This window comes from Bacillus sp. FSL H8-0534 (assembly GCF_038005885.1).
Lineage (GTDB): Bacteria > Bacillota > Bacilli > Bacillales > Bacillaceae_G > Bacillus_A > Bacillus_A pseudomycoides.
In genome coordinates, this window is sequence record NZ_JBBOUC010000004.1 from 52852 (window position 1) to 79438 (window position 26587).

Genomic DNA, 26587 nt, shown 5'->3' on the forward strand with positions numbered 1-26587 from the left:
CGGATTATATCCTGACAGTTCTTGGATTGAAACAATTCGTTCTTCCAAAAACATTACTTTTATTCCAACATTGCATATGGGAAACTTCTTATCTCTTTTTAAAGTTGATGAGATACTGTATATTTTATTTGAACCAAAGTCAACATCTCCACAACAAAATACTACACCCAATACTCTTTTAACTATAGACGAAATCACCCCTACTGTTACCGCTTTAGGGGATCAAGCACGCTTAACGATATTAACGGTGCTTGCTAATCATAAAGAATTATTTGCCCAAGAAATTATTAATGAAACTGGATTACACCAAAGCACTGTATCTCGGCACCTAGCTGTACTAGAAAGCGGCGATCTCCTTCATGTGAGAAAAGAAGGTAAAACAAAGTATTATTCGATTAATAAAACTACGGTTGAAAAAACAATTACCTTTTTAAATCATATAAAACGTTAATCAAAAATAGAGAAAGCTATACTTTCTCTATTTTTGATTACCCTATATTATCTATTAAAACACCACAAAAAAAGGTTGCTCTTTTTCATCTAAACTTTTTACAATTCTCTCTTTAAAATTTGACCACGTAACCATCTGTAAAGCCTCTTCAACCGTAAAGAATCCGACTTCTAAACTCTCACTACTTGTTTCTAACTTACCCCCGATCGGTTTTGCTAGCCAACAAGTCGCACAAACATCTGAACTTAGATTTTGATATATACCACAGAACTTTGTCACGCAAATATCAATCCCAGTTTCTTCTTTTACTTCTCTTATAGCAGCGTCTTGAATAGATTCCCCTTCTTCAACTTGCCCTCCTGGTTGCTCCCACCCTCTACGCGGGCTATGAATTAATAGGATCTTCCCCTCATCGTTTAAAACGACTACACCCGCTGAAACATAATGTTTTGGATTACTCATAGGAACAACTTCCTTTCAATGCCTTTCATCAAAAAATAAATATCCTTTAACTATAGCTAAAGGGATATAACAGTACGACTTTATTCTAACGCCACAATAGTAAATAGAAGAGAGAATAAGTATTTACTACAATCAGCTTGTCAATGCGAATGATTTTTCGATACAGGAAATAAACTGATGAATAAATTCATCGATTTCTTCTTTTGTAATAATATAAGGGGGAAGTAAACGAATTGTATTTCCCTTTGTAACGTCTACAAGCATGCCTTTATTTAGTAATTCTAATTGTAGTTTGTTTACATTTTCATTCGTGTCGTGAATACTGATTCCAAACATCATTCCACAATGACGTACTTCTTCGATAAAAGAGGAGTTTTCCTTCTGGATTTTTTGAAGTTTTTCATTTAAATATAAGGACGTTTCATAAGACTGTTGCATTAAACCATCATCCATTAATGTTTTTAATACAGTTAATCCTAAAGCCGTACCAATTGGTGAATGTGCGAATGTTGTTCCGTGATCACCTGGTGAGAATATATCATAAAGTCGTGGACCTACTATTATTCCCCCTAAAGGTGTACCGCCTCCCGCTCCTTTACCAAATTGAATAATATCAGGCGTAATATCAAAATGCTGATAAGCAAACAATTTTCCAGTTCTCCCTATCCCACTTTGCACCTCGTCAACAATAAATAACACATTATACTGTCTGCAAAGCTCTTCAACACCTTTTAAATATTCACCCGACAAAGGATATATCCCACCACTTCCTAATACTGGCTCTAGCATAATAGCAATTGGATTTTCCTTGAGTATGGTTCTTTCTAGTTCCTCTAAATTCTCTCGTTCCACTTCATATACAGGAATAGACGTACGCGGAAAATTTTGATATACACTTTCTTGTCTTGTAAAGTGAAGAGCACCTAATGTACGTCCATGAAAACTTTCTTTAAGTACAATTACTCCATCACGTTTTTGATTTGTTATATGTCTGTACTTGTGGATTAGTTTTAAGGTCGCCTCGGTAGCCTCCGCACCAGAGGTTGTATAATAGACTTTCCCATCTTTTAAAGAATAATTGACTAATTTTTTGGCGTATTCAATAGCAACTGGGTTTAAAAAATGAAAGGGAAGATGTAAGCATCTTGTAACTTGTTCAAAGGTGGCTTTTATAATATTAGGATGATTGTAGCCTAATATATTCACTCCTACACCAGAGAATAAATCAAGATATTCTTTACCATTCACATCATAAAGCTTACAACCTTCACTCTTTTCTATAGTAACCGGTATGCGGTGGTACGTAGACATTACATATTCTTTATCTAATTGAGACCAATCGGACATGCATGATTCCCCCTAGGTATAATCATATTATCTTTATATTTTCCAACACAAAATTTCGGTACAACTTCTGAATTGACTACACTGTCATCCAATTTACATGTTAGAAAAAATATATGAGCATAGAATTTTTGTTTACTCCCCTTTTCAAAAATCTTATATATTTCGCGAATAATAGAAAAAACGAAATACTTTTTAGTTCATACAACTATCAAAAGCTTTGTGTATTCACATAGACCTAAATGAACTGAGTAACTAGAAATGGTGTTTTTGTTAGAATTTTAAGATTTCAAATCATATTTTAATTTTATACACCATTAGAAACCTTCGCTCTTTCTAACTTGTAATGAGGTTTCTATAATCATATCTAACAGCTTACTATATGAGATTCCTGCCGCATGGGCACTTTTAGGCAACAAGCTATTTTTTGTCATCCCCGGCAATGTATTCACTTCCATCACATACGGGATTCCATCTTTTATAATTATATCCACCCTAGCATAAACACTGCATTTTAATGCTCTATAGCAGGTCATTGCAGCTTCAACAACACGTTCATATGTTGTAGCCGGAAGTTCCACAACCTCTTCAATCGTAGCGATATCATCGTATTTCGCATGATAATCAAAAAATTCAGCCGTATGTTGAATCGAAATGATTGGTAAAAGCTTTCCGTCCAAAATAGAACATGTAATTTCTTCGCCCTTTATATATTTTTCAATCACTATTTCAGAATCCCATTTGAATACATCCTCAAGAGAAGAAAGTAAAGAATCCTTATCGTATACGATCTTTACCCCTACACTGGAACCACCTGAATTTGGTTTTACTACTAACGGATATCCCATTTTATCTATTTCATCAAGCTGCAGCTCTTCCGTATTTGAAAGATGAATCCAATCTGGTGTTTGAATGCCCTCATAACGAATCATTTTTTTCGACATATTTTTATCCATACAAATACCGCTTGATAGCATGACACTTCCGGTATATGGAACACCGAGAGTTTCTAGTGTACCTTGAATCGTACCGTCCTCCCCATATTCTCCATGAAGTGCTAACAATGCAATATCAAGATTTCTTACCTTTTCAACAAGCTCTTTTTTGTCATTTAGTTTAATAGGTACTACTTCATACTTACTCTTATCCAAATGTGCAATCATTTCTTCGCCTGTCATGAGTGACACTTGTTTTTCGGAAGACACGCCTCCCATAATAACGCCAACTCTCATTTTTCCAACTCCTAATTTTCATTTTTTAAGGTATCACCAATTATCTTAATCCCATTGAGAATATCTTCCTCTCTTAACCGAGAGAATCCTAATCGAAACGTATTACTTCCCTTTCCATCCGTGTAAAAGACATCTCCAGGAGAAAAAACAACTCCCTTTTGATAACATTTTTTCAAAAGTATACGTGCATTTATTCCTTTTTCTAACTCTATAAAAAGATGAAGTCCGCCATCTCCAGTCATTCTTTTAAATGGAATGTATTGATTACAAGAATTAAGGGCTAGTTCATATTTTTTCTTATAAATTGACTTGGCCTTTTTTAAATATTTTTCGAAATAGCCATCATGTAAATATTGATAAAGTACTGCCTGATCCAATGTGGACGTATGAATATTTCGTGCCCTTTTCATACTTTCCAAGTAGTGGATTAATTTCTTATCCGCTAAAATCCAACCAACACGTAAGCCCGGAAAAAGAACTTTTGAAAAACTGCTAATATAGATAACATTGTTCCCGGGTCCGGAAAAAGTCAATAACGGCGCTAAATGTGAACCTGAATAACGTAATTCCTCATTAAATCCATCCTCTACAATTGGAATTTGATATTTTGAAAAAAGTTTCATAATTTTAGACCTTTTTTCAGAGGAGGTGACAATCCCGGTAGGGTTATGGTAGGACGGAATTAGATATGCAAAATCAAAATCTGTTTCGGACAAGCTTTTCTCAACTTGACAAATATCGATACCATCATCCTTCATTTCCATCCCGTGGATTTCATATCCATGTAATCGAAAAAGCTTTAATGCAGTATGATGGGTAGGGTTTTCACAAATAATACGCCCGGATTTTTTAGCTAAAGAAGACAATAAAATATCCAGACCCTCAGTGAAGCCATTCGTGATAAGAATATCTTTATTGGAAATGTCTACTCCTTTCATTTCCATATAATGAAGAAGGTAATGAATTAGGGGTCTATAACCTTTGGCATATCCGTAGTTCAAAATGATATCACCTTCATTGGATAACCTCGTCAAAAAAGCCCTTTTAAAATTTTCAACATCAAAAAGTTTTTCATCCGGGGCAATGCTATTGAATGAAATCATGCCCTTTTCCCAGCGAACACCGTGCTTCATTAAATCCAATTCATCAGCTTGCAAGATAACTTTATTGAGCTTTTCTTTCCAGTTTAGTTCAATAGATGGTGTTTGGGATGCATCGACCTTCCCTACAAAATTTCCTTTTCCCTTTATCGCATAGATTAGGCCTTCTTGTTCTAAATCTGCGTAAGTAGTGAGAACAGTAGTTCTACTAATCGATAATAATTTGCTTAATTCTCGGGTAGATGGGAGCTTCTGATGCTCCAATAGTTGACCTTTCATAATCATTTTTTTCAAATGATCCTTCAATTGGATATACACCGGACGATTGTCTACAAACTTAAAATCATTAAACACTTCCTTGCCCCCTTACTAACATTTTTACATAATTACATCTATCTCAAAAGGTCCACCACATGTGTATTTTCTTTCACTAGTGGTATGGTTTAAAACACCATTCATACAGCTTTTTTACAAACATCATGACTTTATTTTACATCTACACCTATTTTTATTAACCTACAATCTCACAAAATTTAAAGTTATAGATAAAATTGGTTCTGTAATTCATGATTACAGAATGCAAAACAAATTATTTATAAAGTGAAACTTTAATCAGAGGGTTTTTCTTCATCCCCCTCTGATTATTAGCCCTCACCAATCGGGCTTTTACGGACAATTGATCCCCCGCCTAACTTCTTTGCTTTTGCTGAAGTTTGAGTTGGGATTCTTACTGCCCACGAATAGCGGAATAAATGCAAGGAAGAAATCTTTTTCTCCTCTTCCTCTCAAATCAAAACAGCATCTTTTATTTGTTGGCGTTGGAACCAGATAAGACTTTCGTTTTCTACCTTCTGATGTCCAGCTTACAAGAATTGATCTCTCACAAGATTTGTTAAACAAAGCAAAAACACATAAAAAACCTATTACACTTCTACCAATGAATGCAGAGCAATTACAATTCCCTAATGAATCTTTTGATGTAGTATCTTTGAGTCTCATTTTTTGGTTTAGTAGTTCAGCTAATATGTGTTGTAAAAATTGTAATTCTGAATACTCAAAATAAAAAACGAAGATTTTATCTTTCCAAAGTTATGTATAATAATTCAGCTCATTTTTTTCGTTTTGGGGAACAACCCATTCCTTAAGTTGATGGGCATGTGGCGATTCCTCATATAAAGTAATTTTTATAAAATAGGATAAGCTATACTATCAAATCATATAAAAGAAAGCTAAGGTGCTTTTATGAAAAAGATATGTTGGATATTATGTTTTTGTTGCTTCATGACATTTTGGAATGCTAAAACTTCTGTAAGTTACGCTAAAGAAGGACAAGTATTCACATATACAGTAAATCAACAAGCATTATTAAAATTTTTAAATTCAAGTTCAAATGAATATAATAATGCAATGAAGCAAGGAATAACTCTAGCTGAGTTTGCATCTAAAAAAGGCATAGATGAAGCAAAGTTAATCCATTACTTTGCAATAGAACAAAAAACACAATTAGATATTGCACTAAATAAAGGAGAAATAGATCCTCAGATGTATCAAGATCTCTTACCTGATATTCATCATAGTATTTATAGAACTATTCATTATAATCCTAATTCTAAATAGACGTTCCCTTCTTGAAAATCAGCTAAAACAAAGGATGAAGAATAAGAGAAATGAGTAAGATTGAATAAGGAATCCTGGCATAAAAAAGACTTGGTATCAGGTCTTTTTTTGTAATAAATCCAAACTAAATGGAACAAAAAAAGAACCCTTATCATAAGGATTCTGCATCAGGAAACAACTAATATATAGAAATAATATAAAGAGAATTACTTATTATATCGGATATATATATAATATTGAGAAAATGTTACATCATTCTAATATGTATTATGTAGTAATTGTTGAAATGGCTTGTTTGTAAACGAGTTGCTGTTTACCATGAACCATCATTAGAATCGTAAATTTATCCATTGCGAGAATCTGCCCAGGTATCCGAACGCCACTCTTTAAAAACACAGTGATTTCCTCTTTTTTCTCTTTTAATAATTCATATGTTTCTTCTTGTAAATCCTTCATATAGCTCCCTCCCTTTCTATAATCGTATCATATTTGAATTGAAATGCTGTTTCATAGACGTATTTCTCAATATATTTACCCAAAAGGTACATTTCAGTTGAGATAAAAAGAATCCCCTAGCTTTATGTATTAATTTTTTATTAATAATTATGATACGTGAAATTATTATAATTGAACTTTAAAAAATCCCCTTTAAAGGAGCCAATTATTTTACAAGATACTGTTCTAAGTCCTTTATTAACAGTTTTGCACCCTCTGGACTTAATGTTATCTTGTCATTTGCTAATGATATGTTACGATTTAATACTTCTCCTGTTACTGCACAAACACCACCAGGCTGATACTTCTGTAAAACAATGTCTTCACCTTTTATAAAGATTTCTAATGGTGATTTTTCTTTAATACCTAGCGTATTTCTAAGTTCTTTTGGGATTACCACACGCCCTAATTGATCTACTTTTCTAGTCATTCCGGTTGTTTTCATCTAGCATCTTTCCCCATTTCATTATCAAGTGTACCCAAGTTATTCTTTACTATTGTAACAAGCTTTCTCCATACATGAAAAACATAATGATCCGAAAACTTACAAGACTCACTATAGTTAAGTGATTTCTCAATATATCTCTTGTATATAAATCGTTCTTAAGGTGTAAAATATCCAAGTAATTACTTAATAATTACATTACATCTAAATTTAAATTAAAGAAGGAGCTATATACCATGGATAAAAAAGATCTAGTAAATCTTCAAGTCAACAACATGCCTTCAGATGCTCTAAATACTCCTAGTAAGTCCCAAGAGCAAATGCAGGATTCAGCTCAAAGGTTAGCTAACGGAATAAAAATAGATTTATCACAAGACGAAACGACAAATCTAGCCAAAGACGAATAGAGAGTTTTTGGCACGAAAATAAGCTAAAAAATCGAAATGAAGCAATTCGCCAACTTATTGAGAAAGGGTTAAGTCCCAAATAACGGCTAACCTTTTTTATTTCCTCTGAAAACCTACACATCAAATTTAAAACCCCTAATACTCTTCAAAATAGATTTTCTTCTATTCAAGACCTATTGAATTATCAATTCAATTATTCTTTAATAAACTTTGCAACAGAACCCTACATGGAATATTACAACTTAATGTATATTCGTATTGAGTTATTAGGAACATCTAATGTTGTTTCACAAGTGAAAGGAAATTGAAAAAAAACTGAAACTTTTCTCATTAAAATTCAATCTTACTTAAAAAATGAAAGGAAATTGAAATTTCCCAAAAGAAATTCTTTGTTAAAATAAAAAGCATAAATACAAAAAAATATTGACAAATGGAGAAAAATGTATTTTCCAAGATATAGTGGAGGAAAAAATGAGATTAGAAAAACAATTAATAAAAAAGATATATTATGAAACATTCCTAATGGAGAATGAAACACATCCACCTCTTCAAGTACTTGGAGGAGCTTATTTAAACGAACAAAAAAATGAGATTTCCGATGGATCTTATATTCGTTTTGCACAAGGTGAATTTTATTATCACCATCAAGATTTTGAAACAGCTATTTTTAAATGGGAGAAAGTCAGTAATGAATTAGCACCATGGGCACAAAAAAATATTGCGGATGCTTACTTCGAACTTAACCAATTATCAGTTGCTGAAAATGTTTATACCTCCATTACTACTGATAACAAAATACTTATGACCGAAATTGTATTGCAATTACTGTCTCTTTACATCGAGCAAAATAATCTTGATTCAGCTTTCGCTGTTATTAAAGAAGCGGTTTCTTTAAATCCCGATTATCCAAACGTCACAACAATTGCACGTTCCTTTTATGAAGAACAGCAAGATTTTGACAGTGCAGTAGAGCTTGCTGTAAATGAGTTAATTCGAACAGAATCTTTTCCATGGTTTGAGGTTCTAAAAGAATATATCGATAAAGGATTTACTAAAAATATTTTACCAGACTATTTTTATAAAGTATTAGTTACATTAAATAATGTAGATCAAGTACAATTTACGCAAATTGTTTCATCACTTTGGCACAGCTATAAAAATGAACAAAATTACTTATTATGGCTTAAAACAATAAATGAATTTTTCTTACATATCGAAATACATTCGTCCGATATATGGGACAAAATTTCTTCTCTTTACGAAGAAACGTACTTTGAATTAATTCAAGGTCAATATACGCTAAGACAATTACACGATATCATTCCAAATCTTTTAACAAATTGGTTAAAGGTAGCCAATCCGTCTCATTCTGTATTTCCATCTGCAGCAGTATTGGCATGGGATGAGATTTTCCCTTCCAAAATAGATTCAGCAAATATAAAACATGCGGAAAACCTACTGTCATACTCTATTAATCATGTGAATGGCTTAGAGTATAGTTTACATCTTTTTGAATCTATTACACAGTGGGCACAAAAACATGATTTAGAAATGGGTCATCGATTTAGATGGTTAGTTGGCGAGCTTGCAGATTTAAAAACAAAGCGCCTTTTAGTAACTGGAACTTCAGGAAACGGAAAAGCTTCATTTATTAACTCTATACTAGGAGAAAATATATTAGAAAACTCAATCTCAAATGTAGTTGTCTTTAAAAATGACGCTCATACAGAAATTAACGCTATAACAGATTCAACAATTACAACAACTGAGAATTTCTCTGATTTCCATAACATGATGTCTCTACACCGCCAAACATATAAAGATAGAGCATGTGTTGAATTTAAATTACCATGCAGGTTTTTAAGTAAAAATAAACTTACATTCGTTGTTACACCTAGCTTTAATAGGAACAACGACACTAGAGATGAGACATTCGAATATTTAAATTCTGTAGACGAATTATTATTCGTATTGAATGCGGATTCACCTTTTACTGACAAAGAACGTGACATTCTATTAAGTATTCAAGAACATACACCAAATCTACAAATTCATTTCTTATTAAATAAAATCGATAACATTTACAGTGAAGCAGAAGCAAAAAGAGTTATACATGATACGCAAGCGAGAATAAACGCATATTTCCCGCATGCGAGAATTTTCCCTTACTCTTCGTTATATACAAATAGTCAACAACTAAACGATTTAACTGAGTTTATTCATTTTAACTTTAACCATAAAAATATCGATGCAGAACGTACTGAAAAGCTATTGTTTTTCATCCGAAAAACAATTACATATCTTTTGGATAAACGCGTCGAGATGGAAAACAACCTAGTGGATTCTATTAATTGGAATGAAGATATGTTAGTTAAACTAAATGGTTTTATTAATAACCTTACTGCTTTTGAGAAGGAAAAGATTCATTTCATTACACAATCATATCGTACAATGAAAAACGAAATTACTAATGATCTTACAGAACATATTCCGAAACTATTGCAGAGTTGTTCTGATTTAATTAGTGAAGAAAGCGATTTTGGGCACATTGATATTGAACTAAATGCAGCGATGAACGAAAGAGTTCAAAAATATCTAGAACAAACTGTGTTACCTAATCTTGCTCGCTCTATGCAAAATTGGATTGCAATTTCTAATAACGAGTTCCTTCAAAGTCAATCGTACTTAGAAGAAATCAGTGAAGGACTTAATTCTTTATGTGGAGAAAATCGAATACAGTTAGAATGTGACTTTAAAGTGCTTGATGACTGGCGCAGAGATACTGATAGAATGACAACTAGAATACAAATGGAAGAAGTAAATATCTTACGCCGATTTACACCAGCACAATTTTTATTGAAAAGTGCCGGGAAATTATTTGGAGTTCTTCCTAAAAATAAAGCTATGCTATATAACAAATACAAACAGTATTTAGAAAATGAAGATTATACCGATGTAACGGCTTCTATTATAAACAAATTTTTCTTGCAATTTGAGCTATTTGAAAACGCACTAGAGCGGGATATTAATATGTTCTTTAAAAATCCATTTGGCGCGTTGAAACAAGCTATAGAAAACACTCATTTAGAAATACAAGAAAAACAAGATACACTGCATAAAATGAGATCAAATCCTGAAGTTTATCATGATTCTATAACGCTCTTTAAATTAAGATTACGTCAATGTGAAGTAATCTTAAATATAGGTGAGGATAATTCCTATACAGATTTAACTTTAGAAACAAGCATAGAGTAACCGTAAAGTAACTCCAAAATATACAATAAAAGTTGATTTTGGAGTTGCTTTTTTGTTTACTTCACTTTTTTCCCCTTCTGTGAATCAGGTAAAGCCTTTAAGGCTTCATCAAACTTCCATCTGGCATGCACCCAACATCCCACAAGGGTGACATCCAGTACTTGATGATAACCACTATATCCATCTACTTGTAAATACCCTTGAAAACCAGTTAAAAAATTATAAAAATACGAACTTCATTTAAGGTTCTTTTAGTAAACTAAAAGTATAAACAGAAAAGAGTGTAATTACGGATTAGAATCACATCGTTAGATTAGCTTGATAATCATGGGGTCTCCTAAACTATAATTAACAATCCTGGTTGCTTCTCATGAAATACCATTTTGGATTCTTTTTGTGCAGTTTTATTAAATAATATACACAGAAAACAAGTATTATTGCTGAGATGATAAGATAGGCCTTATCCTGATAAGCCTCCATGTTAGCATTTGCATAGAATAAATACTCTCTCCCCATACTGTCACCGTTAAATTTAAACAGCGTCTCGGATGCGTTATAAACCCCATGAATTACCATGCTTTTATATATACAATTACTATCAACAGCAACTAAAAATAATAAAAATCCAAAACAAAGAGCATACGTCAAAAATACTGGATTAAATCCACCCAAGGAATGCATGAGAGAAAATAGAATAGAAGTGAAAAGAAAGACAAGTAAAAGATTATATTTTTTCACGAGCCATTTCGTTAAAAACCCTCTAAAAACAAGTTCCTCTGCGCCGCCCTGGATAAGGTAAGTAACAAAACATAATAAAACATATGGATAAACATTAAAATTAGAGATTTGTTCTGTAAATCCGATTTGAACATTAAACATAAGAGAGTAAATATAGATACCTGCAAAATTAATAAACATACCAATCGCTAGACCACTAAGTATATTCGAAATAATCTTATATGACCAATCTCTGGTAAATCCTATACTAGAAATCGGGTTCTTAAATATGTAAACATACACTAGGAGCAGCATCCATATTCCAATAAAAGTACAAATGACTCCTATAAAACGATATGTAGAACTAGTTTCTGGAATAAAATTAAAGATAGTTTGAAGTGAAGTACCCACTATTAATTGCGTTCCATAAAAGAGAACCATGATACCAACACTGCATATTAGAAGATATATCCAACTAGGTATTTTATCTACAAACTTATTATTTCTGTTGTCTGCTTTATTTTTAAGTAGCCATAAATTTTTCACACGTTAATCCTCCTCTATATTTTTGAAGTTGCATTCTAAAAAAATTATGATTGCTTCTTACACTCTTATTATTACATTAGGATAGTAAATGAACTATCTAATAACCTTACATAAAGATTGCATTTTTGTAAGATACCCATTTTCACACGTATCTCGGCTAAGCCCCATGCCCATCAACTTAAGAACGAAAACAAAACGAACTTTCATTCAAATAAACTAAAAAACTCTTAAAACACTATTTATCCTTAAAAATGAGCATGACTAAATATGCCTATTCTGAAACAATTAAAAGATAGTAAAAAGTGCTTTCATGTACAGAAAGCACTTTGAGTCTACAACTATTTTTTAATAGTTTAATACTTTTTCTATAGTCTAAATCACTTTTTATGAGATATCTGTCACATTACATTGGTTTCATACTTTGTTGTCCGGTGATACAAAAGCACCAGCTCCCATTTTCAAAAAAGATTGATCAAAATACATGCTGTATTTAGTACCAATGATTAATTTTTATAATATACAAAAAAACTATTCATATGCTATACAATCATGCATTTAAGTCTGTTATGGCAGGAATATTAATTTCCTTTACACATGAAACTGGCGATAAATTCATAACACATTGAACAATCGCTACAATATCTTGCACAGGAATACGTGTCCCTCCATACAACATAATTGCCTTTTCTGCACCTTCTTCATAAGGTACTTCAGCAGCAAGCTCTCCTGGATTAATACACGTTACAGAGATCTTGTCTTTTCTCACATGCTCACGTAAAGCATTCGTAATACCACGTAAGCCAAATTTAGACGTGACAAACGAAACTTGCGCATTATTCGTATGATCTAACCCTGCTGTGGAACCAATTAAAATAATCTTTCCGTTTTTCGCCTGTCTTAAATTAGGTAAAAGCGCCTGAATATAAGTAATAGTGGAAGTTAAATTAATATTGATTAAGTTCGAAATATCTTCAACTTCATCCTTATCAAACGTATAGTCATCTTCAAAACCACACTTTTCCCATACTCCGACATTATAAATTAATACATCAATAGCAATGTCTTTTAACGTTTCTTTTAAAGAAGGAATTTGTTGTTGACTAGATAAATCAATTGTGAGCCATTTACGATTTACACCATCATTTATATCTAAACTACTTGGTCGTGTGCGTGACACCACCCATACCGTATCTCCCTTGGTGGGTAAGCCTTTTACAAATGCATCGCCCAATCCTTGGCTTGCTCCAAATATAATAAAGTTCTTACTCATCCTACCACCCCTTCGAAATAACTATACTTCTTAATTATAATTATTATAAAGACAAGCAACCACTAGAGTGGTTTATTGATTCGTTACAAAAACAATTTGTTAAAGCCCGATCCATCTGTACAGTAATCAAGAAACATCAACCAACAAGCATTAGCAAACATTGTAAAAAATTCATCATTGATATCCGCTAATACTTATTGTTACATTTGATTCCACTACTACATAAATTCCTATATTTCATCCTTATCCTTACTCACATTCAACATGGCTCAGAATAATATGTATCTAGAGGGTGTGACAATATTGGAAAAAAATATCGAAATTACAAAAGATATACAAGTCATACGGTCTATCCAACGCGATCTCAATATTGTGACAGTCGCACTATTGTTAACGGGACAAATCACCATTATAGGAGTTTTTGTGACACCAGGGGGGTTTCGCGTTTCATTAGGAGGACCATTAACAGGTGAAAGTCGATTAGAAGGTAAATTCGAAAAACAAACTACGAATGTGATTATTGATATAATAGACGTTATCCTCGCCGTATTATTACTCAATGATGAAATTGGTGTTACGGGTAGCTTTATTGCACCTGGCAGATTTACCATTAATGTTAGTGGACCCATTTTCGGTGTTCCTAAACTTGAACCCACTCTCCCTTACTTAAAACGAGATTATACTTTCTTTCAAAAGGTTGTGTCCAAACATTTTCATGTGAATCCAAGCTTATTAAAAACACTTACAAAGGAATGATAACATGGCTTTAACCGATATTCCTACTATTCAACCATCTAAGAATGGGGTCTTTCTGCTCGCTCTTCCTTTAATTATTTTTATCTTCTTTTTTACCCAACCTAAAGCAGAAACAAAATAATACCCTCACTAACAGAGAAAAGGACCTTAAATTTTTTCATCTACCCAAATTTAAGGTTCTTTTCTATTCTATCCACCATCCTAAGCCTTTTATTTCACCGCTCATTTTTTAAAACCAATATATTTTCATTTAGCCCAACAATCACACTTACTTGTATTTTATTTCAAATGCCTCTTTCTTTCCACCCCATTCAATTGTGACAAGAAATGCTTCTTCCTTATCCTGTACTGCACAACCTGAACATGATGATTTCAATTGAATTATGCCTCTATCAATAAATCTCGTTCCTTCTTGTTTGCCACTACTATTCTCAACTTTCCATTTTGCTTCATTGATGTTTTCCCTATCTTTTCCTTTATAAGTAATTGAACCTTCTCCAAATTCGCTATCCTCCGTTTGTGAGATAACATATTTTCCTTTCTAATGCTTACTTTCTCCAGCATATGAATATGCGATCACACCCAATTAACGCCAAAAAACATATCATTATACTAAACAGCATTATGATTTCCCTCATACCTTCCACCTTTTTAAATTTTATTAGAAAATCATATCTCCATAAATCCGTATGAAAAAAGGTGTAGTTATATTATGTTTTATTTCCATAAAATGAGTACATTATAAAAATTCAGGAAATGTTTTACACCTTTTCTCTTGTTCCATATCATGCCCAAAGAAAACGATAGGTTTTTCATCCAAAACAATTTCTTTTAATCGATTAATAGATTGGGAGGCCATTTCTGAATCAAATCCTGCGAACGGGACACCCTGCTCAAAGTTTTCGTGTGTATAAGATGCATCAATTGTTAGCAATACAGAACCTGACTTTTCCGTTTTAACGAGTATTGATTGATGACCCGGGGAATGCCCTGGCGTATAGAGCAACTGAACACCAGGCATTACTTCATAATCTCCCTCAATCATTTGATAGTTCAAATCTGGTAATATGCATTCCTTTAAATATTCTTCTCTATGTAAAGCTGCATCATGTTCAGTTCGTTGCAAAATAATGGGTGCATGGCTGAAGCTCCCATTCCCCCCAGCATGGTCAAAATGCAAATGAGAGCTAATAACACAGAGAAGATCTTCTGGCGCATAACCCACTCGTTTTAAAATATTTACGATTCTATCATCCGGTTTCATTTTCGGAAGAATCTGCCCTTCAACAAACGTTCCCTTAAAAAGATCTTCATTATCTACTGCGCTTTCTGGCATCCCTGTATCTATTAAAATTGGACCTTCTGTCGTTTCCAAAAGATAGCACCATACTGGCAAATTCAACAGTTTACCAGGAGTAAGCGTACTATTAACAGAAGAATGATCCAACATACAGCGGCCAGCTGGTAAAAAGTAAAGTTTTTTAACGGTCATTCTATATCCACCTTCTCATATCAGTTTGGATGAAACAATACAGTAATACTTCCGTTAATAGCAAACTTTCTCCTTCTATCTCTTTTTTCACTATAAACTTTTCTTTACATGTTCACTTATCCATCTCCGCATCATCTGTAATTCTTCATTTGAAACACTTTCTTCCCCATATCTAACTTTCTCATAAATTGGAACAATATCATTATTCTTATGAATACGAGAAAACCATTGTTGAACCGTCTCTTGTAATCTTCTCTTTTCGAATTTTGGTAATGTTAGTTCCCATTTTATTAGCATTGCCCTTACTTCTTCTGCTGGTAGTATTAAGCTGTCTTGATCCTCTGGTTCTGCATCTTCCCCAATTTTTCGTATTTCTTTTTGTTTCAAAGATATATTATGAATCTGCTGCTTCTTATTCCGTTTACGGCGAAAGATGAAAAACACGATTAAAATCACTAAAAAAAAGATGCCAATTTGTATAAATATATTTTCAGTGCTAACTCCTAGAAACTCTTCGCCGCCAATTGGCACCTTCCTATCTCGAGGAATTCCTTTGAAATCCCCTTTCTTATAATATCCATCTTTATTAAAATCTGGTGGATCTTCAATTTCATATAATACTCCTGAATCCTCCCCTGGTTCCATCGGCGTTCCTTCTCCTATGGATTTCCATTTTCTTGGTGTTAGCGGTTCACCATCCTCTCCTACCTTTGATTGAGAAGAATCTATTACCTGTTCCTTTGCGAAAAAAGCGCCTTTCGTTATTCCAATCGCTAATATAAAGCAAAGACCAATAGCTAGGAAACAAAATATAACACGTGATCCCCATTTCAATGTATTCACCGTTCCTCCCTTTACTTCACAATTTGTATCCACCCTTTTTGTTTTTCAGGTGGATATCCAATAATTAATGGGATACACCCTGCTTCTTGTCTTCGGAATCCTGTTTGATAAAAGAAATGTGTATTCAGCGGCGTATCCTTTTCGGTTAACGAGGATAAAAGATCCATTGCTTTATAAAGTTGTTTTCGGTGCTTTCCTCCTTTTAGATGAATGACACCTTGTTCCCGTACTCCATTTATCCATAATTCGAACGAGCAGTCTTGTGAAATTAACTCCCGGCATACCCCCGCCGCGACTTGAATTAAATATTCCATATCCGTACGAAGCGTATATCCTGTTTGCCCTAATACATTTACATATAGCGCATAACGATCGCCTTGTGTATATTCATACTTTTTTGCACTTATTACCCCAGTTTTCGCAGTCGCTCCCCAATGGATCGAGCGAAACGATTCCCCCTCATATTCTTTCACGCCTACTATTTTCGTTTCATCATATAACGGAGAAACAGCTGCTCTGCGAAATCCATGCTTCCATGTTGTCATTTCCGGTATCGTTACTTTCGACATTTGCGGAAGAATATGAAATTCAGGGAGTGTCTTTTGTTCAATAGGCAAGTAATACGTTATAAGGCCGAATGGATCTGATATCATAAGTTCTGCAGCTTGCCATCCTTGCCTCCCTCTTTCATTTGCATTCCCCCCTAACGTAATTGTTATCATATCTCTTCCTTCTATTTGGAGAGGAATGTGATAAGAGTGATGCGAACGCTGCATCTTCTGATCCGTTTCCCACTCTATTTGTTCATTAGAACGAAACTGAAGAGCTGCTTTAAAAATGGGAAAACGTGCTTCATTAATAATTTGCACTGTACACGCTCCGCTTTCGCTCATAAATAGTCTCTGTTGATTTTGGGAAATATCCCATTTCACTTTCATGACTGCCTTCATATACAAATACAAAAATCCAACTAGCAGCAAATAAAATAAAAAGATAGCTACAATGAAAAATTGATTGGTAAATACGACGAGTATAAGACAAATAACACCGATTCCCCCTATAGAGAGAGGTTCCATTAACGGATGTTTCCTTTTTATAATTTCATTCATACGCTTTCCACTGGCACTGCAAGTTTTTCTAAAATTCCTTGCAGTACATCTACTTTTGTTGTTTTCATATCCCCTTCAATTGTTAATGTTAACCGGTGGGCACAAACCGGAGCTGCCAAAGCTTTCAAATCATCAGGGGTTACATAGTCCCGCCCCTTTAATAACGCCCTTGCCTGCGCCGCTCTCATAAAAGCTAAAGACCCACGCGGACTTACCCCAATTTCTACTAAATCATGCTTTCGCGTCGCTTCTACAATATCAAGTAAGTATTCTTCCACCTCATCGTGCATATGAATCTTTTTCGATTGCTCTTGCAACTCCAATATGTCAGAAAGAGTTACAACGCTTTGTAAGTCATTAAATGGATTTTTTTCTTTAAACCGTTTCAACATTTCCTTTTCATATTTACGATTTGGGTACCCTTGGCGAATCGTTAATAGAAAACGATCTAACTGCGCATCTGGAAGTGCAAATGTTCCTGCCGATTCTAACGGATTTTGTGTAGCTAACACAATAAACGGATCTGGTAATACATGCGTTACTCCCGCGATTGTTACCGTACGCTCCTCCATTACCTCTAACAACGCTGATTGTGTCCGTGGAACGGCCCGATTAATTTCATCTACTAAAACAAGATTTGCAAAAATAGGACCCTTTCTCGTTTTAAAATCACTTTCTTTCATATCAAAGTATTCTAATCCTACTACATCACCTGGCAACGTATCCGATGTAAATTGAATACGCTGAAAAGCCCCATCAATACTTTTCGCAAGAGTTTTGGCTAATGTTGTTTTCCCTGTTCCTGGCACGTCTTCTAATAAAACATGTCCATTTGCAACTAGCGCAATCATCGCTAAATCGATTACCTCTTCCTTGCCTACAATGACCTTCGAAACATTTTCTTTAATTTCCTCTAATATAGACATATTTCTTACCCGCCTTTATTTTTTGACTTTTCCGACATTTTAACACAATAATCTTTTTCTATAAACTGGAAAATGTGAGTTTTCTTCAAAATCACTACAACATGAACTCTACCGAGTGAATAGTGAGTATCATGAATATAACCAAAGAAGCAAAGGACTAAAACTTCTCAATGCTATAAAAATACTACATCTATTTACAACACGATAACTTGCTATCATATAAGAGTATACAAATAAAAAATAAATGGTATAGACAACTCACTAAACAAGAAAAGATGCCTAAATTAGACATCTTTTCATTTAGATACTAGATTATCAAGCTTCCAATGGATATCTCCAAATGGATCAAGCTTACTATCCATATATAGATGCATATTATTGAAATCTTTTGGTGGATTTTCCGTCTTAAATGAAACGTCAAAAGTTAAAGAGTAGCCAACTGGCACACTTTTGAATTTCTCTTCGTATATAGGCATAACTTGACCTTCATATTTTTTTCCCGTCTTTTCATCTTTAACAAAATACTGTATTTCTGAAAGATCAATTGCTTTTTCATCGGTCCGAGCATTATTGATCGTAACACGAGCTACAATGCGCCCTATTCCATCTACTTTTTCATATTTTGCATTTTCAACTGTTGCTCTGTAGTATCCACCTTTTGCAATTTCTCCATATCGTAGTGCATCCTTCTCCATTCTGTTCTCTTCAGACACTTTTTCTGATTTCTTTGATTGAGTAGTTACTTCTTGCTTTGTTGTAGTTTGTTCACTACAAGCTGCCATTAAGCTTGTAAGTAAAAACGCTGTACATGTTACTTTTATTAAAGATTTCATAGAACTCCCTTTCTCTATCCAAAAAATTAAAATACAGGAATAATTTTACTTCAAAAGATAGATAGAAAGGAAGACTTATTAGGAAATTTGTTTTTATTCCTAGAACACTGATTATGTCAATGAAAATTCCCTTAAGTACTTCTAAAGGGGCTTTTAAATGGTTTGCGATACTTTTTTATAAACGGTATAACTTTATTTCAAATTCACATAATAAGCTTCTTATCTAGGTTTCCCTCCTTTAGAAGCTTCCCATGAAATTGATTAATACATAAAAAATTGACCGCCCATTATAGGCGGTTTAATTTTACAGATTTATTCCATTATCCCCTCTAACTTCGCATCCTTCTACATATTTGTAATGCCAAGCATCTTGAATAGATAAGACCGGAAATTCCTCCAAAGGCTTTGTAAATCGAAGAAGGCAAACAGAAGCAAAAAAATAAGAATAAACCTTAGGGCAAGCCTTGTTTATTTAAACGTAATTATAAACGTATTGACCTCAGTATTCTGTACTTCATCCCGGGATGAGCGGTAAAAACAACGGCTAGGACAGAGAACACTTATCTATAATTTAGCAGAACAAAAAAGGGCTGCAATACCAGCGTTCATAACACTGATATGCATCCCCTAGCAGCATAGTACTTACTTCTTTTCACACTTAAGCCTGATAACTTTAAATTTACGTATGATGGTAAACATATTTTACTTTATAACATTTCGATTTACCTTAAATCCCCAATTTAATACAGTAATATAAAAATAGGTACTAATCTATAGTTCCCCTCTTGAAACATTATTAACTTTGTTATTCCGAAAATCCATTAACAAAAAAAGTGATGGTCTCAATTTCATCTTCAGTTAAACTTCTCTGTAAAGACTTAGACATTTCTTTAACTATTGCCTCTGAGCTTCCTTCATACTTTTTTGTAAGCAATGCTGTAGTTTTTAAGAATTTAAGTTCTAATTGAAACTCTTCTTTACTTAATGGAGCTTCATGATGGGATAAAACAAAAATTTCCGCATCGTATTTCTCAATTTGTTCAATTAACTGGAGCGTATTCTCTATCGTATAACTCCACTTCTTTGAGTAGAGATTTGCATACATACAATCTCCTAGAAAAAGAACTTTTTCTTCCTGAATATAAATGACAGTAGAATCATCAGCGTGATCTCCACCTACATGTTCAATTGCACACGTCACCCCACCTAGATTCAAAGTCATTTTCTTATCGAATGTAATATCAGGTAATGGGAGGATAATCTCCCTCTGATTTCCTAGCTCTTTCTTTATTGCATCCGCACAAAATGGAATTTCTAGACCCTCTTTAACACGTTGGTCTAAATATTTATCTTCCCACGATAAATTCTGTAACTGTTTAATTTTGTTATAAGTTTTATAATGAGAAATAATTGGCATTTGCATCTCATGCATTCCAAATATATGATCCCAGTCGGAATGTGTAAGTATAAGCCATTCTTCTTTAATATCATATGTATCTAATTGTTCCAAAAATAATCTAGCATGTTTCGAAGAATTTCCAGCATCAATTAATAGTGTCTTTTCTTCTCCTTTAACAGCAGCTAGAATAGGACGATCTGTTTCTTGATACGGTGGTAAGTATAAAACTCGATTAGATATTCTCTTTAGTTTCTGCAATTTTTTGTTCCCCTTGCTGATTTTTTATTATGCCTTTTTATAGATAAAATAGTTGCATTCTCTATAATGTCTTAATTACGAACAAGCTCTTCACTTAAAGAACAAATATAATTTTACATACAGAGGTAGATAGAAAGACTTTTTAGGGAATTTGTTTTATTCCTAGAACGCTGATTATGTGAATGGAAGGCTCCCTCTGTACTTCTGAAGGAACTTTGAAAGGTTTTGTGATACTTTGATTTTATGTTAGCAAAATATAGTCTTTATTTTGCATATCCTTTATACGTTTTTTATCAACATATAATCTCCTTCCTCCATTTTTATTCTGCATCTATATCAACTAAAAAAGTTCCCCTCACTAGAAATTCAAAAAGATATTAAAATTTCTTGTTTTACTATAAAAAACGAATTCATCGAGAATTAATTCCTTGCAGTCGTTTGTTACACATCGGCACGATGTATAACTTGAAAAACGTCAATATACCTGTTTTTCAATTTACCCTATATGATATTTTTATACAAGCTGTTACATAGATGAAGAGTCCCATTATTACCAATTACCGGAAATGGAATATCATAATTAAATGAACATACAAATGATATTACCGATTTATTTTCTTTTTTCGTTGTCTTCTTCTATAAAGAAATTATTGTTTAACCCTTTAAATGCCACTATTCTCATTCTAATTATCTCATAAAAAATATGTTCTGTTTAAATAAGTAACGATACAGTTTTCAATAAACCTCAATATTCCGACAATAATGCAGATACAATAATCTTTCTCCTCCCCCTCAGAGATGAGCAGTTAGCTATTGCTAGCTGCCCTTTTTAATTCATGTAATTTCTTCTCAATTTCCTCAATTCGTTTATCTCTAATTTAAACATTATCTCTTAAAAATTCATTTTCTTCTTTTTAAGAAAATTTTTTCTAAATATTTACCACCACTAACATCTGAAGGTATTTGTAAAATAAAAACGAATTCCTATATTTGCAAGATATAAAAATTTCAGGAGGATGTTAAAATGGAAAAAACAATGATGGCAGGAACAACAAACATGATGATATCTATGGAAAAGATGATGTGTGAAATGAAATGTATGAAAATGATGATGAACAATATGATGCAAATGGATGTAGAAATGGATAAAGCTATGATGAATAAAATACAAGAATGTGATGCAATGATGAATTCTACTATGTCTATGATGAAAGCAATGAAAGAGAAGTGTTGTTAATAAACAAAATTGTTTAAATGCGTATATAAGAAAGGCTGGTCTTTTACCAGCCTTTCTTTAACTAACTTTAGGTAAGAAGTTCCCATCCTATTTTACATACAACCTACATTTCAGATATGTTTCTTGCAAAATACATTCATGTATAGGAATTGCATTGCATCCTTTAGGCATATCAATCATTTCGCAACATTTAAATTCCCTTCTGTTTCATCAGTTGAAGGAACTGTCCAATTTGTGTTTGCTAGCTTGATGGTGATGTGGAACAATCCATTTAAGATTGAGTAAAAAAGAAGAAATTCCTGTCTTTCCTCCTGAAGAGAAATATCGTCATGTGATTACTTCTAATAATCAGGTACCCAAATAGTTATTTGAAAAAATCTACTTCAAGAAGGAGTTGACCGTAAAAGAATTGTGAGCTACTCCAGTTTAGATTGGCACATTTCGAAAAGAAGTTTGTAGAGAAGGACACTATTGATGACGAGTATGCTCAAAACTTGTTCGATCGGATGAATGTTCTTTGTAGCATGATCCATTTTGGAATTGTCCAGTAAAGAGGATGTATAAGCCATTTCACTCACCAGTTATAATGAAAGGAGCAAACGAATGAAAAAAATTACTCTTGGCGATTTAAACTCACCGGAAACTATGCGCGATCCCATTGTGTACTATAAACCTTTCTTCGAACAACAAGAGCCCCTCTTTCGTCTGGATGACTTTTACGGTATGGGAGGAGCATGGATCGCATTACGCTATGACGATGTTGTTACCATATTGAAAGATCCGCGCTTTCTCAAAGATTTACGAAAATTCGAACCGCCCCAAGATAAACAGGAATTCATTGAGGAAAATACATCTGTGAGCAAGCTGTTTGAATGGATGATGAATATGCCGAATATGCTTACGGTCGATCCGCCTGATCATACCCGCTTACGCCGGTTGGTCTCTAAAGCCTTTACTCCGCGTATAATCGAGAATCTTCATCCCCGTATTCAGCAGATTGCCGACGAATTGTTGGATGCTGTGAAGGAAAAAGGAAAGATGGATATTGTTGCAGATTTTGCCTACCCTCTGCCCATTATTGTTATTTCAGAGATGCTTGGAATCCCCGTTACTGATCGAAACCAATTTCGTGACTGGACACATAAGCTCATGAACGCTGCTATGGATCCTCGTCAGGGGGCTGCAGTTACTGCAACACTCGAAAAGTTTATTCATTACATCGAAACATTACTGGCGGAAAAGCGCGTAAATCCTAGCGATGATCTGATGAGCGCTCTGGTCCAAGCACAAGAGAAAGAAGACAAGTTGAGTAAGAACGAGCTTCTTTCGACGATTTGGCTTCTCATTATTGCTGGACATGAGACAACAGTTAATCTCATCGGTAATGGCGTACTGGCGTTACTGCAACATCCCGAACAAATGGATCTGCTACGGGACAATCCTTCCATGCTTTCCTCTGCTGTCGACGAGCTGTTGCGCTATGCTGGCCCGATCATGATTGGTAACCGTTTTGCAGGTGAAGATATCACAATGCATGGAAAAATAATCCACAAAGGCGAAATGGTACTGTTTTCCCTAGCAGCTGCCAACATTGATCCGCAAAAATTCTCTAATCCCGAAGCATTAGATATTACACGTGAGGAAAATGATCATCTAGCTTTCGGCAATGGTATCCATCGCTGTTTGGGTGCTCCATTGGCACGCTTGGAAGGACAGATTGCATTTGGCACATTGCTGCAACGTCTACCTAATCTGCGCCTAGCAACTAAACCCGAACAACTGGTTTATAATTATAGTAAATTCCGTTCTCTTGCAACTCTACCAGTAGTTTTCTAACCCTTTTCTGCCCATAATGACCAAAATCACTTAAAAAATAGGCTTCGGCTTCGCCTAACAAAATTTCATCACCTACTTTCATTGGGCTATCACGCCTTCACGTTTAGAAGTGGGTGATGAATTTCGGAAAAATGTTAAAGTTACCAAAACCAGAAGATTAAAAAAACTGAATTATACCTCCTAAAGAGTCCAAGGCTTTCCCCTATTACGTTAAAGTACAATAAGGAAATTCCTTCTCTGTCATTTATAGAGTACCTTCCTAGTTTACAGTGTATATTGCTTTTTAATATTCTCTGATATTGATTGCAAAATGTTGTTTAAATCTTACATCAATAGCCCTTTTCTCTTTCGCACACTGAATATAGAGTGTACGAAAAAGAAAAGACTCGTTCCACAAACTCCATATTAACATCAAACACGTATCCTTCATTATAAGAAAGACTTAATTCAACTGTATTTTCATAAATCGACATAATCATTATTAATTTAAATCCTAAGTGATCCATTTTATGATCCAGATGCACGCCTGCACCTTCAATCAAAAAGTCTTCTGGTTCACTTTCAAATTGCTCTAATAGTTCGGATTCATCACCTTTAAATACGATTCTGACAATCTCTCTTTGTTCACATAAAGTTCGATTATTTTATATAATCGAATACCCTATAATTATGATAAAATAATTTTAAACCTATTATACCAAGACTCCTGGAAAACTAGGAGTCTTGGTTATGTAACTACCATGATTTGAAAATACAATAGAAATTTACGAATCAAAAACCAACATTACAGAGTTTGCATCAGGAGGTATATAATGAAAAAATTATATTATGCATCGTTCGTATATTTAGTTATCGGTTTATTATCTGGTGTATTCGCTAGAGAATATGCAAAATCAAAGGGCATTCTAGGGTCCACTCTGCTGAACCTTTTACACACACATACACTCGTACTTGGATTTTTATTTTTCTTAATTGCCCTAGCATTAGCAAAATCATTTGCATTTCATAAAGTGAAGGGTTTTAATGTGTGGTTCATCGTCCATAATATTGGATTAATTTTAACACTTTCTTCACTGGCAACTCGTGGACTTCTTCAGCTAAATGGAGCTGATTTCAAAGGATTAACCTATATAATCGGATTCTCCCATTCTCTCATCGGCCTTACCCTTATTTGGTTTATGATGCTATTAAAAAAATCATATAAAATGTAGTGTGTAATAAAGCTTCAGCAAAAACAAAAAAGAATCTCATATTGCTTATGAGACTCTTTTTTCTACATTAAACAGATTCTATAACCTTAGCATTATAAATAAACATTCGACTTAATATCGTCATCACAATTACAAGGATAAGAAAATATAGAGGCATAACAAGCAAAGAACCTGTATGCAATTGACTCATTCCCCAAATCGTAACGGTAATGATGATATAAAATCTCAGATATTTAGAGCTTTCTTTCGCTACGGAACTGGAGGGGCCATGATAGAAATACGGTCATAATACATCAAAAAGAACACCTCAATTGCTTCATGTTAATACCTATAGGAGGGTATGAATTAACATTTATTTTTCATTACTTCTCTTTACAAAGATTAACATATATTATATGTTTCATTTTCCTATATTACAAAGTTAAAGAACAACATATTCCGTCTCAATACATAGATTGATAAAATTGCTTTTTTGCCCCCCCTCATCATAGGCATAAATTCCTGTACCCGCTAATTTTAACTGTCCTTCTTCTGTACTAATCTTAGTAACATCCTTCTTTTTATGATCATAAACACCCTCGCTGGCTAACTCCAGTTTCCCTACATCAGAACGGATTTTAGTCATTCCTACTCTCTCCCCTCATTAAATTTATTTTTAGAGTCTAAATACTCCTTTTTTCCATCTTTATCATTATATTGTTTAGGTGAAAAGCTTACAGTGTAATTTTCTCGATATGATAACAACTGATCCTGAACTTTCTTTTTATACTTGATACGTAAAGTCATATCCACAATTCTATTAGGCTCATTAGGTGAATTTAGCTTCATTTCTAGTTCTGCTGATATAAATTCATCATAATCCAAGTGTAGTTTCGGTTTTACAATTTTATCAAATTGTTGTTTATTAAACTTAAACCTAACCAGTACAGGCTCATCCCCACCTCTTCTTGTATCTTCAGGTGTAACTTTCGCAAGCCCTTTTAAATCTGTAAAAAAGAAAGTAACTAAAGATACATCTACATTAGGTGTAGAAAACTGAATATTCTTATTGGAATAACTTATGTTTGTTGTATACACATCTTCTTCTTTTTTATCCGTTGTACCCCTTATATGTTCTCCAGAGTAATGTATTGTGTACGTACTCTTAGACTGCGAAGTTACACCATAAAACGAATGATCTCTTATCGAAAAAGTTCCTTCCATGACTTGATCTATTCTTGCTTCATCCCTTTCCTCTTCCACCTTCGGATACTCTAGAATTCTATAAACACCCACTGATACATAAGCATACCCATCATCACTTGCAGCCATGACAGTCTTCATATCACCTTCATCCAGTGCTTTGG

The 26587-nt window shown here is 33.8% G+C and carries 24 protein-coding genes and 3 pseudogenes; 9 read left to right on the forward strand and 18 right to left on the reverse strand.

All coding sequences use genetic code 11. The features are described from left to right. Positions 1 to 76 precede the first annotated feature (76 nt). Complete coding sequence (locus MHH71_RS29715; protein ID WP_006095239.1) at positions 77 to 451, forward strand: ArsR/SmtB family transcription factor; 375 nt, start codon at positions 77 to 79, stop codon at positions 449 to 451. Positions 452 to 505: 54 nt separating this feature from the next. On the opposite strand, the gene MHH71_RS29720 is transcribed toward MHH71_RS29715, so the two are convergent. From MHH71_RS29720 to pdxR, 4 genes are all read right to left on the reverse strand, one after another. Next, a complete protein-coding gene (locus MHH71_RS29720; RefSeq protein WP_006095238.1) occupies positions 506 to 913 on the reverse strand; it encodes an NUDIX hydrolase in 408 nt (135 codons plus the stop codon). A 132-nt stretch (positions 914 to 1045) separates the two neighbouring features. Continuing rightward, entirely contained in the window at positions 1046 to 2260 is a 1215-nt protein-coding gene (locus tag MHH71_RS29725; protein WP_006095237.1) for an aspartate aminotransferase family protein, read from the reverse strand. A 314-nt stretch (positions 2261 to 2574) separates the two neighbouring features. Next, positions 2575 to 3489, reverse strand: coding sequence for a D-alanine--D-alanine ligase (locus MHH71_RS29730; protein WP_006095236.1), 915 nt, complete (start codon positions 3487 to 3489; stop codon positions 2575 to 2577). 11 nt (positions 3490 to 3500) lie between these two features. Then, positions 3501 to 4943 (reverse strand): MocR-like pyridoxine biosynthesis transcription factor PdxR, encoded by a 1443-nt coding sequence (gene pdxR / locus MHH71_RS29735; RefSeq protein WP_006095235.1) that lies wholly within the window; start codon positions 4941 to 4943, stop codon positions 3501 to 3503. 511 nt (positions 4944 to 5454) lie between these two features. Between pdxR and MHH71_RS29740 the strand changes: the two are divergent. After that, a pseudogene (locus tag MHH71_RS29740) lies at positions 5455 to 5652 on the forward strand (methyltransferase domain-containing protein); the annotation flags it as partial. 179 nt (positions 5653 to 5831) lie between these two features. Next, positions 5832 to 6206, forward strand: coding sequence for a hypothetical protein (locus MHH71_RS29745; RefSeq protein ID WP_029427276.1), 375 nt, complete (start codon positions 5832 to 5834; stop codon positions 6204 to 6206). A gap of 267 nt (positions 6207 to 6473) precedes the next feature. On the opposite strand, the gene hfq is transcribed toward MHH71_RS29745, so the two are convergent. Both hfq and MHH71_RS29755 read right to left on the reverse strand, forming a co-directional pair. Next, positions 6474 to 6662, reverse strand: coding sequence for an RNA chaperone Hfq (hfq, locus tag MHH71_RS29750; RefSeq protein ID WP_006095232.1), 189 nt, complete (start codon positions 6660 to 6662; stop codon positions 6474 to 6476). A gap of 205 nt (positions 6663 to 6867) precedes the next feature. Continuing rightward, entirely contained in the window at positions 6868 to 7146 is a 279-nt protein-coding gene (locus MHH71_RS29755) for an AbrB/MazE/SpoVT family DNA-binding domain-containing protein (protein WP_006095231.1), read from the reverse strand. A gap of 236 nt (positions 7147 to 7382) precedes the next feature. Here MHH71_RS29755 and MHH71_RS29760 point away from each other — a divergent pair, with 236 nt between their 5' ends. Together MHH71_RS29760 and MHH71_RS29765 are read left to right on the forward strand one after the other, a co-directional pair. Next, complete coding sequence (locus tag MHH71_RS29760) at positions 7383 to 7553, forward strand: hypothetical protein (protein WP_167535679.1); 171 nt, start codon at positions 7383 to 7385, stop codon at positions 7551 to 7553. Positions 7554 to 8024: 471 nt separating this feature from the next. Beyond that, positions 8025 to 10808, forward strand: a complete 2784-nt coding sequence (locus MHH71_RS29765; protein ID WP_033798961.1) for a dynamin family protein — start codon at positions 8025 to 8027, stop codon at positions 10806 to 10808. 62 nt (positions 10809 to 10870) lie between these two features. Here MHH71_RS29765 and MHH71_RS29770 read toward each other — a convergent pair. The 3 genes and pseudogenes from MHH71_RS29770 to MHH71_RS29780 form a co-directional block, all read right to left on the reverse strand. Beyond that, positions 10871 to 11026, reverse strand: a pseudogene (locus tag MHH71_RS29770) (IS66 family transposase); the annotation flags it as partial. A gap of 130 nt (positions 11027 to 11156) precedes the next feature. After that, entirely contained in the window at positions 11157 to 12071 is a 915-nt protein-coding gene (locus tag MHH71_RS29775; protein ID WP_006095229.1) for a CPBP family intramembrane glutamic endopeptidase, read from the reverse strand. A gap of 547 nt (positions 12072 to 12618) precedes the next feature. Next, positions 12619 to 13341: an SDR family NAD(P)-dependent oxidoreductase gene (locus tag MHH71_RS29780; RefSeq protein ID WP_006095228.1), complete on the reverse strand. Its 723-nt coding sequence runs from the start codon at positions 13339 to 13341 to the stop codon at positions 12619 to 12621. Positions 13342 to 13635: 294 nt separating this feature from the next. Here MHH71_RS29780 and MHH71_RS29785 point away from each other — a divergent pair, with 294 nt between their 5' ends. Continuing rightward, a complete protein-coding gene (locus tag MHH71_RS29785) occupies positions 13636 to 14097 on the forward strand; it encodes a hypothetical protein (protein WP_231398763.1) in 462 nt (153 codons plus the stop codon). Between the two features lie 739 nt (positions 14098 to 14836). On the opposite strand, the gene aiiA is transcribed toward MHH71_RS29785, so the two are convergent. The 6 genes from aiiA to MHH71_RS29815 all read right to left on the reverse strand — a co-directional run bounded on the left by aiiA (position 14837) and on the right by MHH71_RS29815 (position 20957). Continuing rightward, on the reverse strand, positions 14837 to 15589 hold the full coding sequence (aiiA, locus tag MHH71_RS29790; protein ID WP_006095225.1) for a quorum-quenching N-acyl homoserine lactonase AiiA: 753 nt from the start codon (positions 15587 to 15589) through the stop codon (positions 14837 to 14839). Positions 15590 to 15679: 90 nt separating this feature from the next. Beyond that, positions 15680 to 16432, reverse strand: coding sequence for a hypothetical protein (locus MHH71_RS29795; protein WP_006095224.1), 753 nt, complete (start codon positions 16430 to 16432; stop codon positions 15680 to 15682). An 11-nt stretch (positions 16433 to 16443) separates the two neighbouring features. Beyond that, positions 16444 to 17541: a DUF58 domain-containing protein gene (locus MHH71_RS29800; RefSeq protein WP_033798959.1), complete on the reverse strand. Its 1098-nt coding sequence runs from the start codon at positions 17539 to 17541 to the stop codon at positions 16444 to 16446. Then, positions 17538 to 18467 carry an AAA family ATPase gene (locus MHH71_RS29805; RefSeq protein WP_006095222.1) on the reverse strand — a complete coding sequence of 310 codons (930 nt, stop codon included), beginning with the start codon at positions 18465 to 18467 and terminating at the stop codon, positions 17538 to 17540. Before MHH71_RS29805 ends, MHH71_RS29800 begins: the two co-directional genes overlap by 4 nt. Before the next feature lie 296 nt (positions 18468 to 18763). Further along, complete coding sequence (locus MHH71_RS29810; RefSeq protein ID WP_006095221.1) at positions 18764 to 19300, reverse strand: hypothetical protein; 537 nt, start codon at positions 19298 to 19300, stop codon at positions 18764 to 18766. A gap of 805 nt (positions 19301 to 20105) precedes the next feature. Beyond that, positions 20106 to 20957, reverse strand: a complete 852-nt coding sequence (locus tag MHH71_RS29815) for an MBL fold metallo-hydrolase (RefSeq protein ID WP_006095220.1) — start codon at positions 20955 to 20957, stop codon at positions 20106 to 20108. 1024 nt (positions 20958 to 21981) lie between these two features. On the opposite strand from MHH71_RS29815, the gene MHH71_RS29820 reads away from it, so the two are divergent. From MHH71_RS29820 to MHH71_RS29830, 3 genes are all read left to right on the forward strand, one after another. Further along, complete coding sequence (locus MHH71_RS29820) at positions 21982 to 22194, forward strand: hypothetical protein (RefSeq protein WP_006095219.1); 213 nt, start codon at positions 21982 to 21984, stop codon at positions 22192 to 22194. A 603-nt stretch (positions 22195 to 22797) separates the two neighbouring features. Further along, entirely contained in the window at positions 22798 to 24030 is a 1233-nt protein-coding gene (locus MHH71_RS29825) for a cytochrome P450 family protein (RefSeq protein ID WP_006095218.1), read from the forward strand. Between the two features lie 812 nt (positions 24031 to 24842). Beyond that, positions 24843 to 25241, forward strand: a complete 399-nt coding sequence (locus MHH71_RS29830; protein ID WP_006095216.1) for a DUF2871 family protein — start codon at positions 24843 to 24845, stop codon at positions 25239 to 25241. A 67-nt stretch (positions 25242 to 25308) separates the two neighbouring features. Here the strand turns inward: MHH71_RS29830 and MHH71_RS29835 are convergent. The 3 genes and pseudogenes from MHH71_RS29835 to MHH71_RS29845 form a co-directional block, all read right to left on the reverse strand. Beyond that, a pseudogene (locus MHH71_RS29835) lies at positions 25309 to 25470 on the reverse strand (multidrug effflux MFS transporter); the annotation flags it as partial. A 192-nt stretch (positions 25471 to 25662) separates the two neighbouring features. Further along, a complete protein-coding gene (locus MHH71_RS29840) occupies positions 25663 to 25866 on the reverse strand; it encodes a hypothetical protein (RefSeq protein WP_006095215.1) in 204 nt (67 codons plus the stop codon). A gap of 2 nt (positions 25867 to 25868) precedes the next feature. Beyond that, positions 25869 to 26587 (reverse strand): DUF3952 domain-containing protein (locus MHH71_RS29845; protein ID WP_340725693.1); only part of this gene is annotated, 719 nt, incomplete at its 5' end.

Coding starts and splice junctions, on each gene's coding strand:
- MHH71_RS29715 (WP_006095239.1), top strand. CDS start 77: ATGGGAAACTTCTTATCTCTTTTTAAAGTTGATGAGATACTGTATATT.
- MHH71_RS29720 (WP_006095238.1), bottom strand. CDS start 913: ATGAGTAATCCAAAACATTATGTTTCAGCGGGTGTAGTCGTTTTAAAC.
- MHH71_RS29725 (WP_006095237.1), bottom strand. CDS start 2,260: ATGTCCGATTGGTCTCAATTAGATAAAGAATATGTAATGTCTACGTAC.
- MHH71_RS29730 (WP_006095236.1), bottom strand. CDS start 3,489: ATGAGAGTTGGCGTTATTATGGGAGGCGTGTCTTCCGAAAAACAAGTG.
- MHH71_RS29745 (WP_029427276.1), top strand. CDS start 5,832: ATGAAAAAGATATGTTGGATATTATGTTTTTGTTGCTTCATGACATTT.
- hfq (WP_006095232.1), bottom strand. CDS start 6,662: ATGAAGGATTTACAAGAAGAAACATATGAATTATTAAAAGAGAAAAAA.
- MHH71_RS29755 (WP_006095231.1), bottom strand. CDS start 7,146: ATGAAAACAACCGGAATGACTAGAAAAGTAGATCAATTAGGGCGTGTG.
- MHH71_RS29760 (WP_167535679.1), top strand. CDS start 7,383: ATGGATAAAAAAGATCTAGTAAATCTTCAAGTCAACAACATGCCTTCA.
- MHH71_RS29765 (WP_033798961.1), top strand. CDS start 8,025: ATGAGATTAGAAAAACAATTAATAAAAAAGATATATTATGAAACATTC.
- MHH71_RS29780 (WP_006095228.1), bottom strand. CDS start 13,341: ATGAGTAAGAACTTTATTATATTTGGAGCAAGCCAAGGATTGGGCGAT.
- aiiA (WP_006095225.1), bottom strand. CDS start 15,589: ATGACCGTTAAAAAACTTTACTTTTTACCAGCTGGCCGCTGTATGTTG.
- MHH71_RS29800 (WP_033798959.1), bottom strand. CDS start 17,541: ATGAATGAAATTATAAAAAGGAAACATCCGTTAATGGAACCTCTCTCT.
- MHH71_RS29805 (WP_006095222.1), bottom strand. CDS start 18,467: ATGTCTATATTAGAGGAAATTAAAGAAAATGTTTCGAAGGTCATTGTA.
- MHH71_RS29810 (WP_006095221.1), bottom strand. CDS start 19,300: ATGAAATCTTTAATAAAAGTAACATGTACAGCGTTTTTACTTACAAGC.
- MHH71_RS29820 (WP_006095219.1), top strand. CDS start 21,982: ATGGAAAAAACAATGATGGCAGGAACAACAAACATGATGATATCTATG.
- MHH71_RS29825 (WP_006095218.1), top strand. CDS start 22,798: ATGAAAAAAATTACTCTTGGCGATTTAAACTCACCGGAAACTATGCGC.
- MHH71_RS29830 (WP_006095216.1), top strand. CDS start 24,843: ATGAAAAAATTATATTATGCATCGTTCGTATATTTAGTTATCGGTTTA.
- MHH71_RS29840 (WP_006095215.1), bottom strand. CDS start 25,866: ATGACTAAAATCCGTTCTGATGTAGGGAAACTGGAGTTAGCCAGCGAG.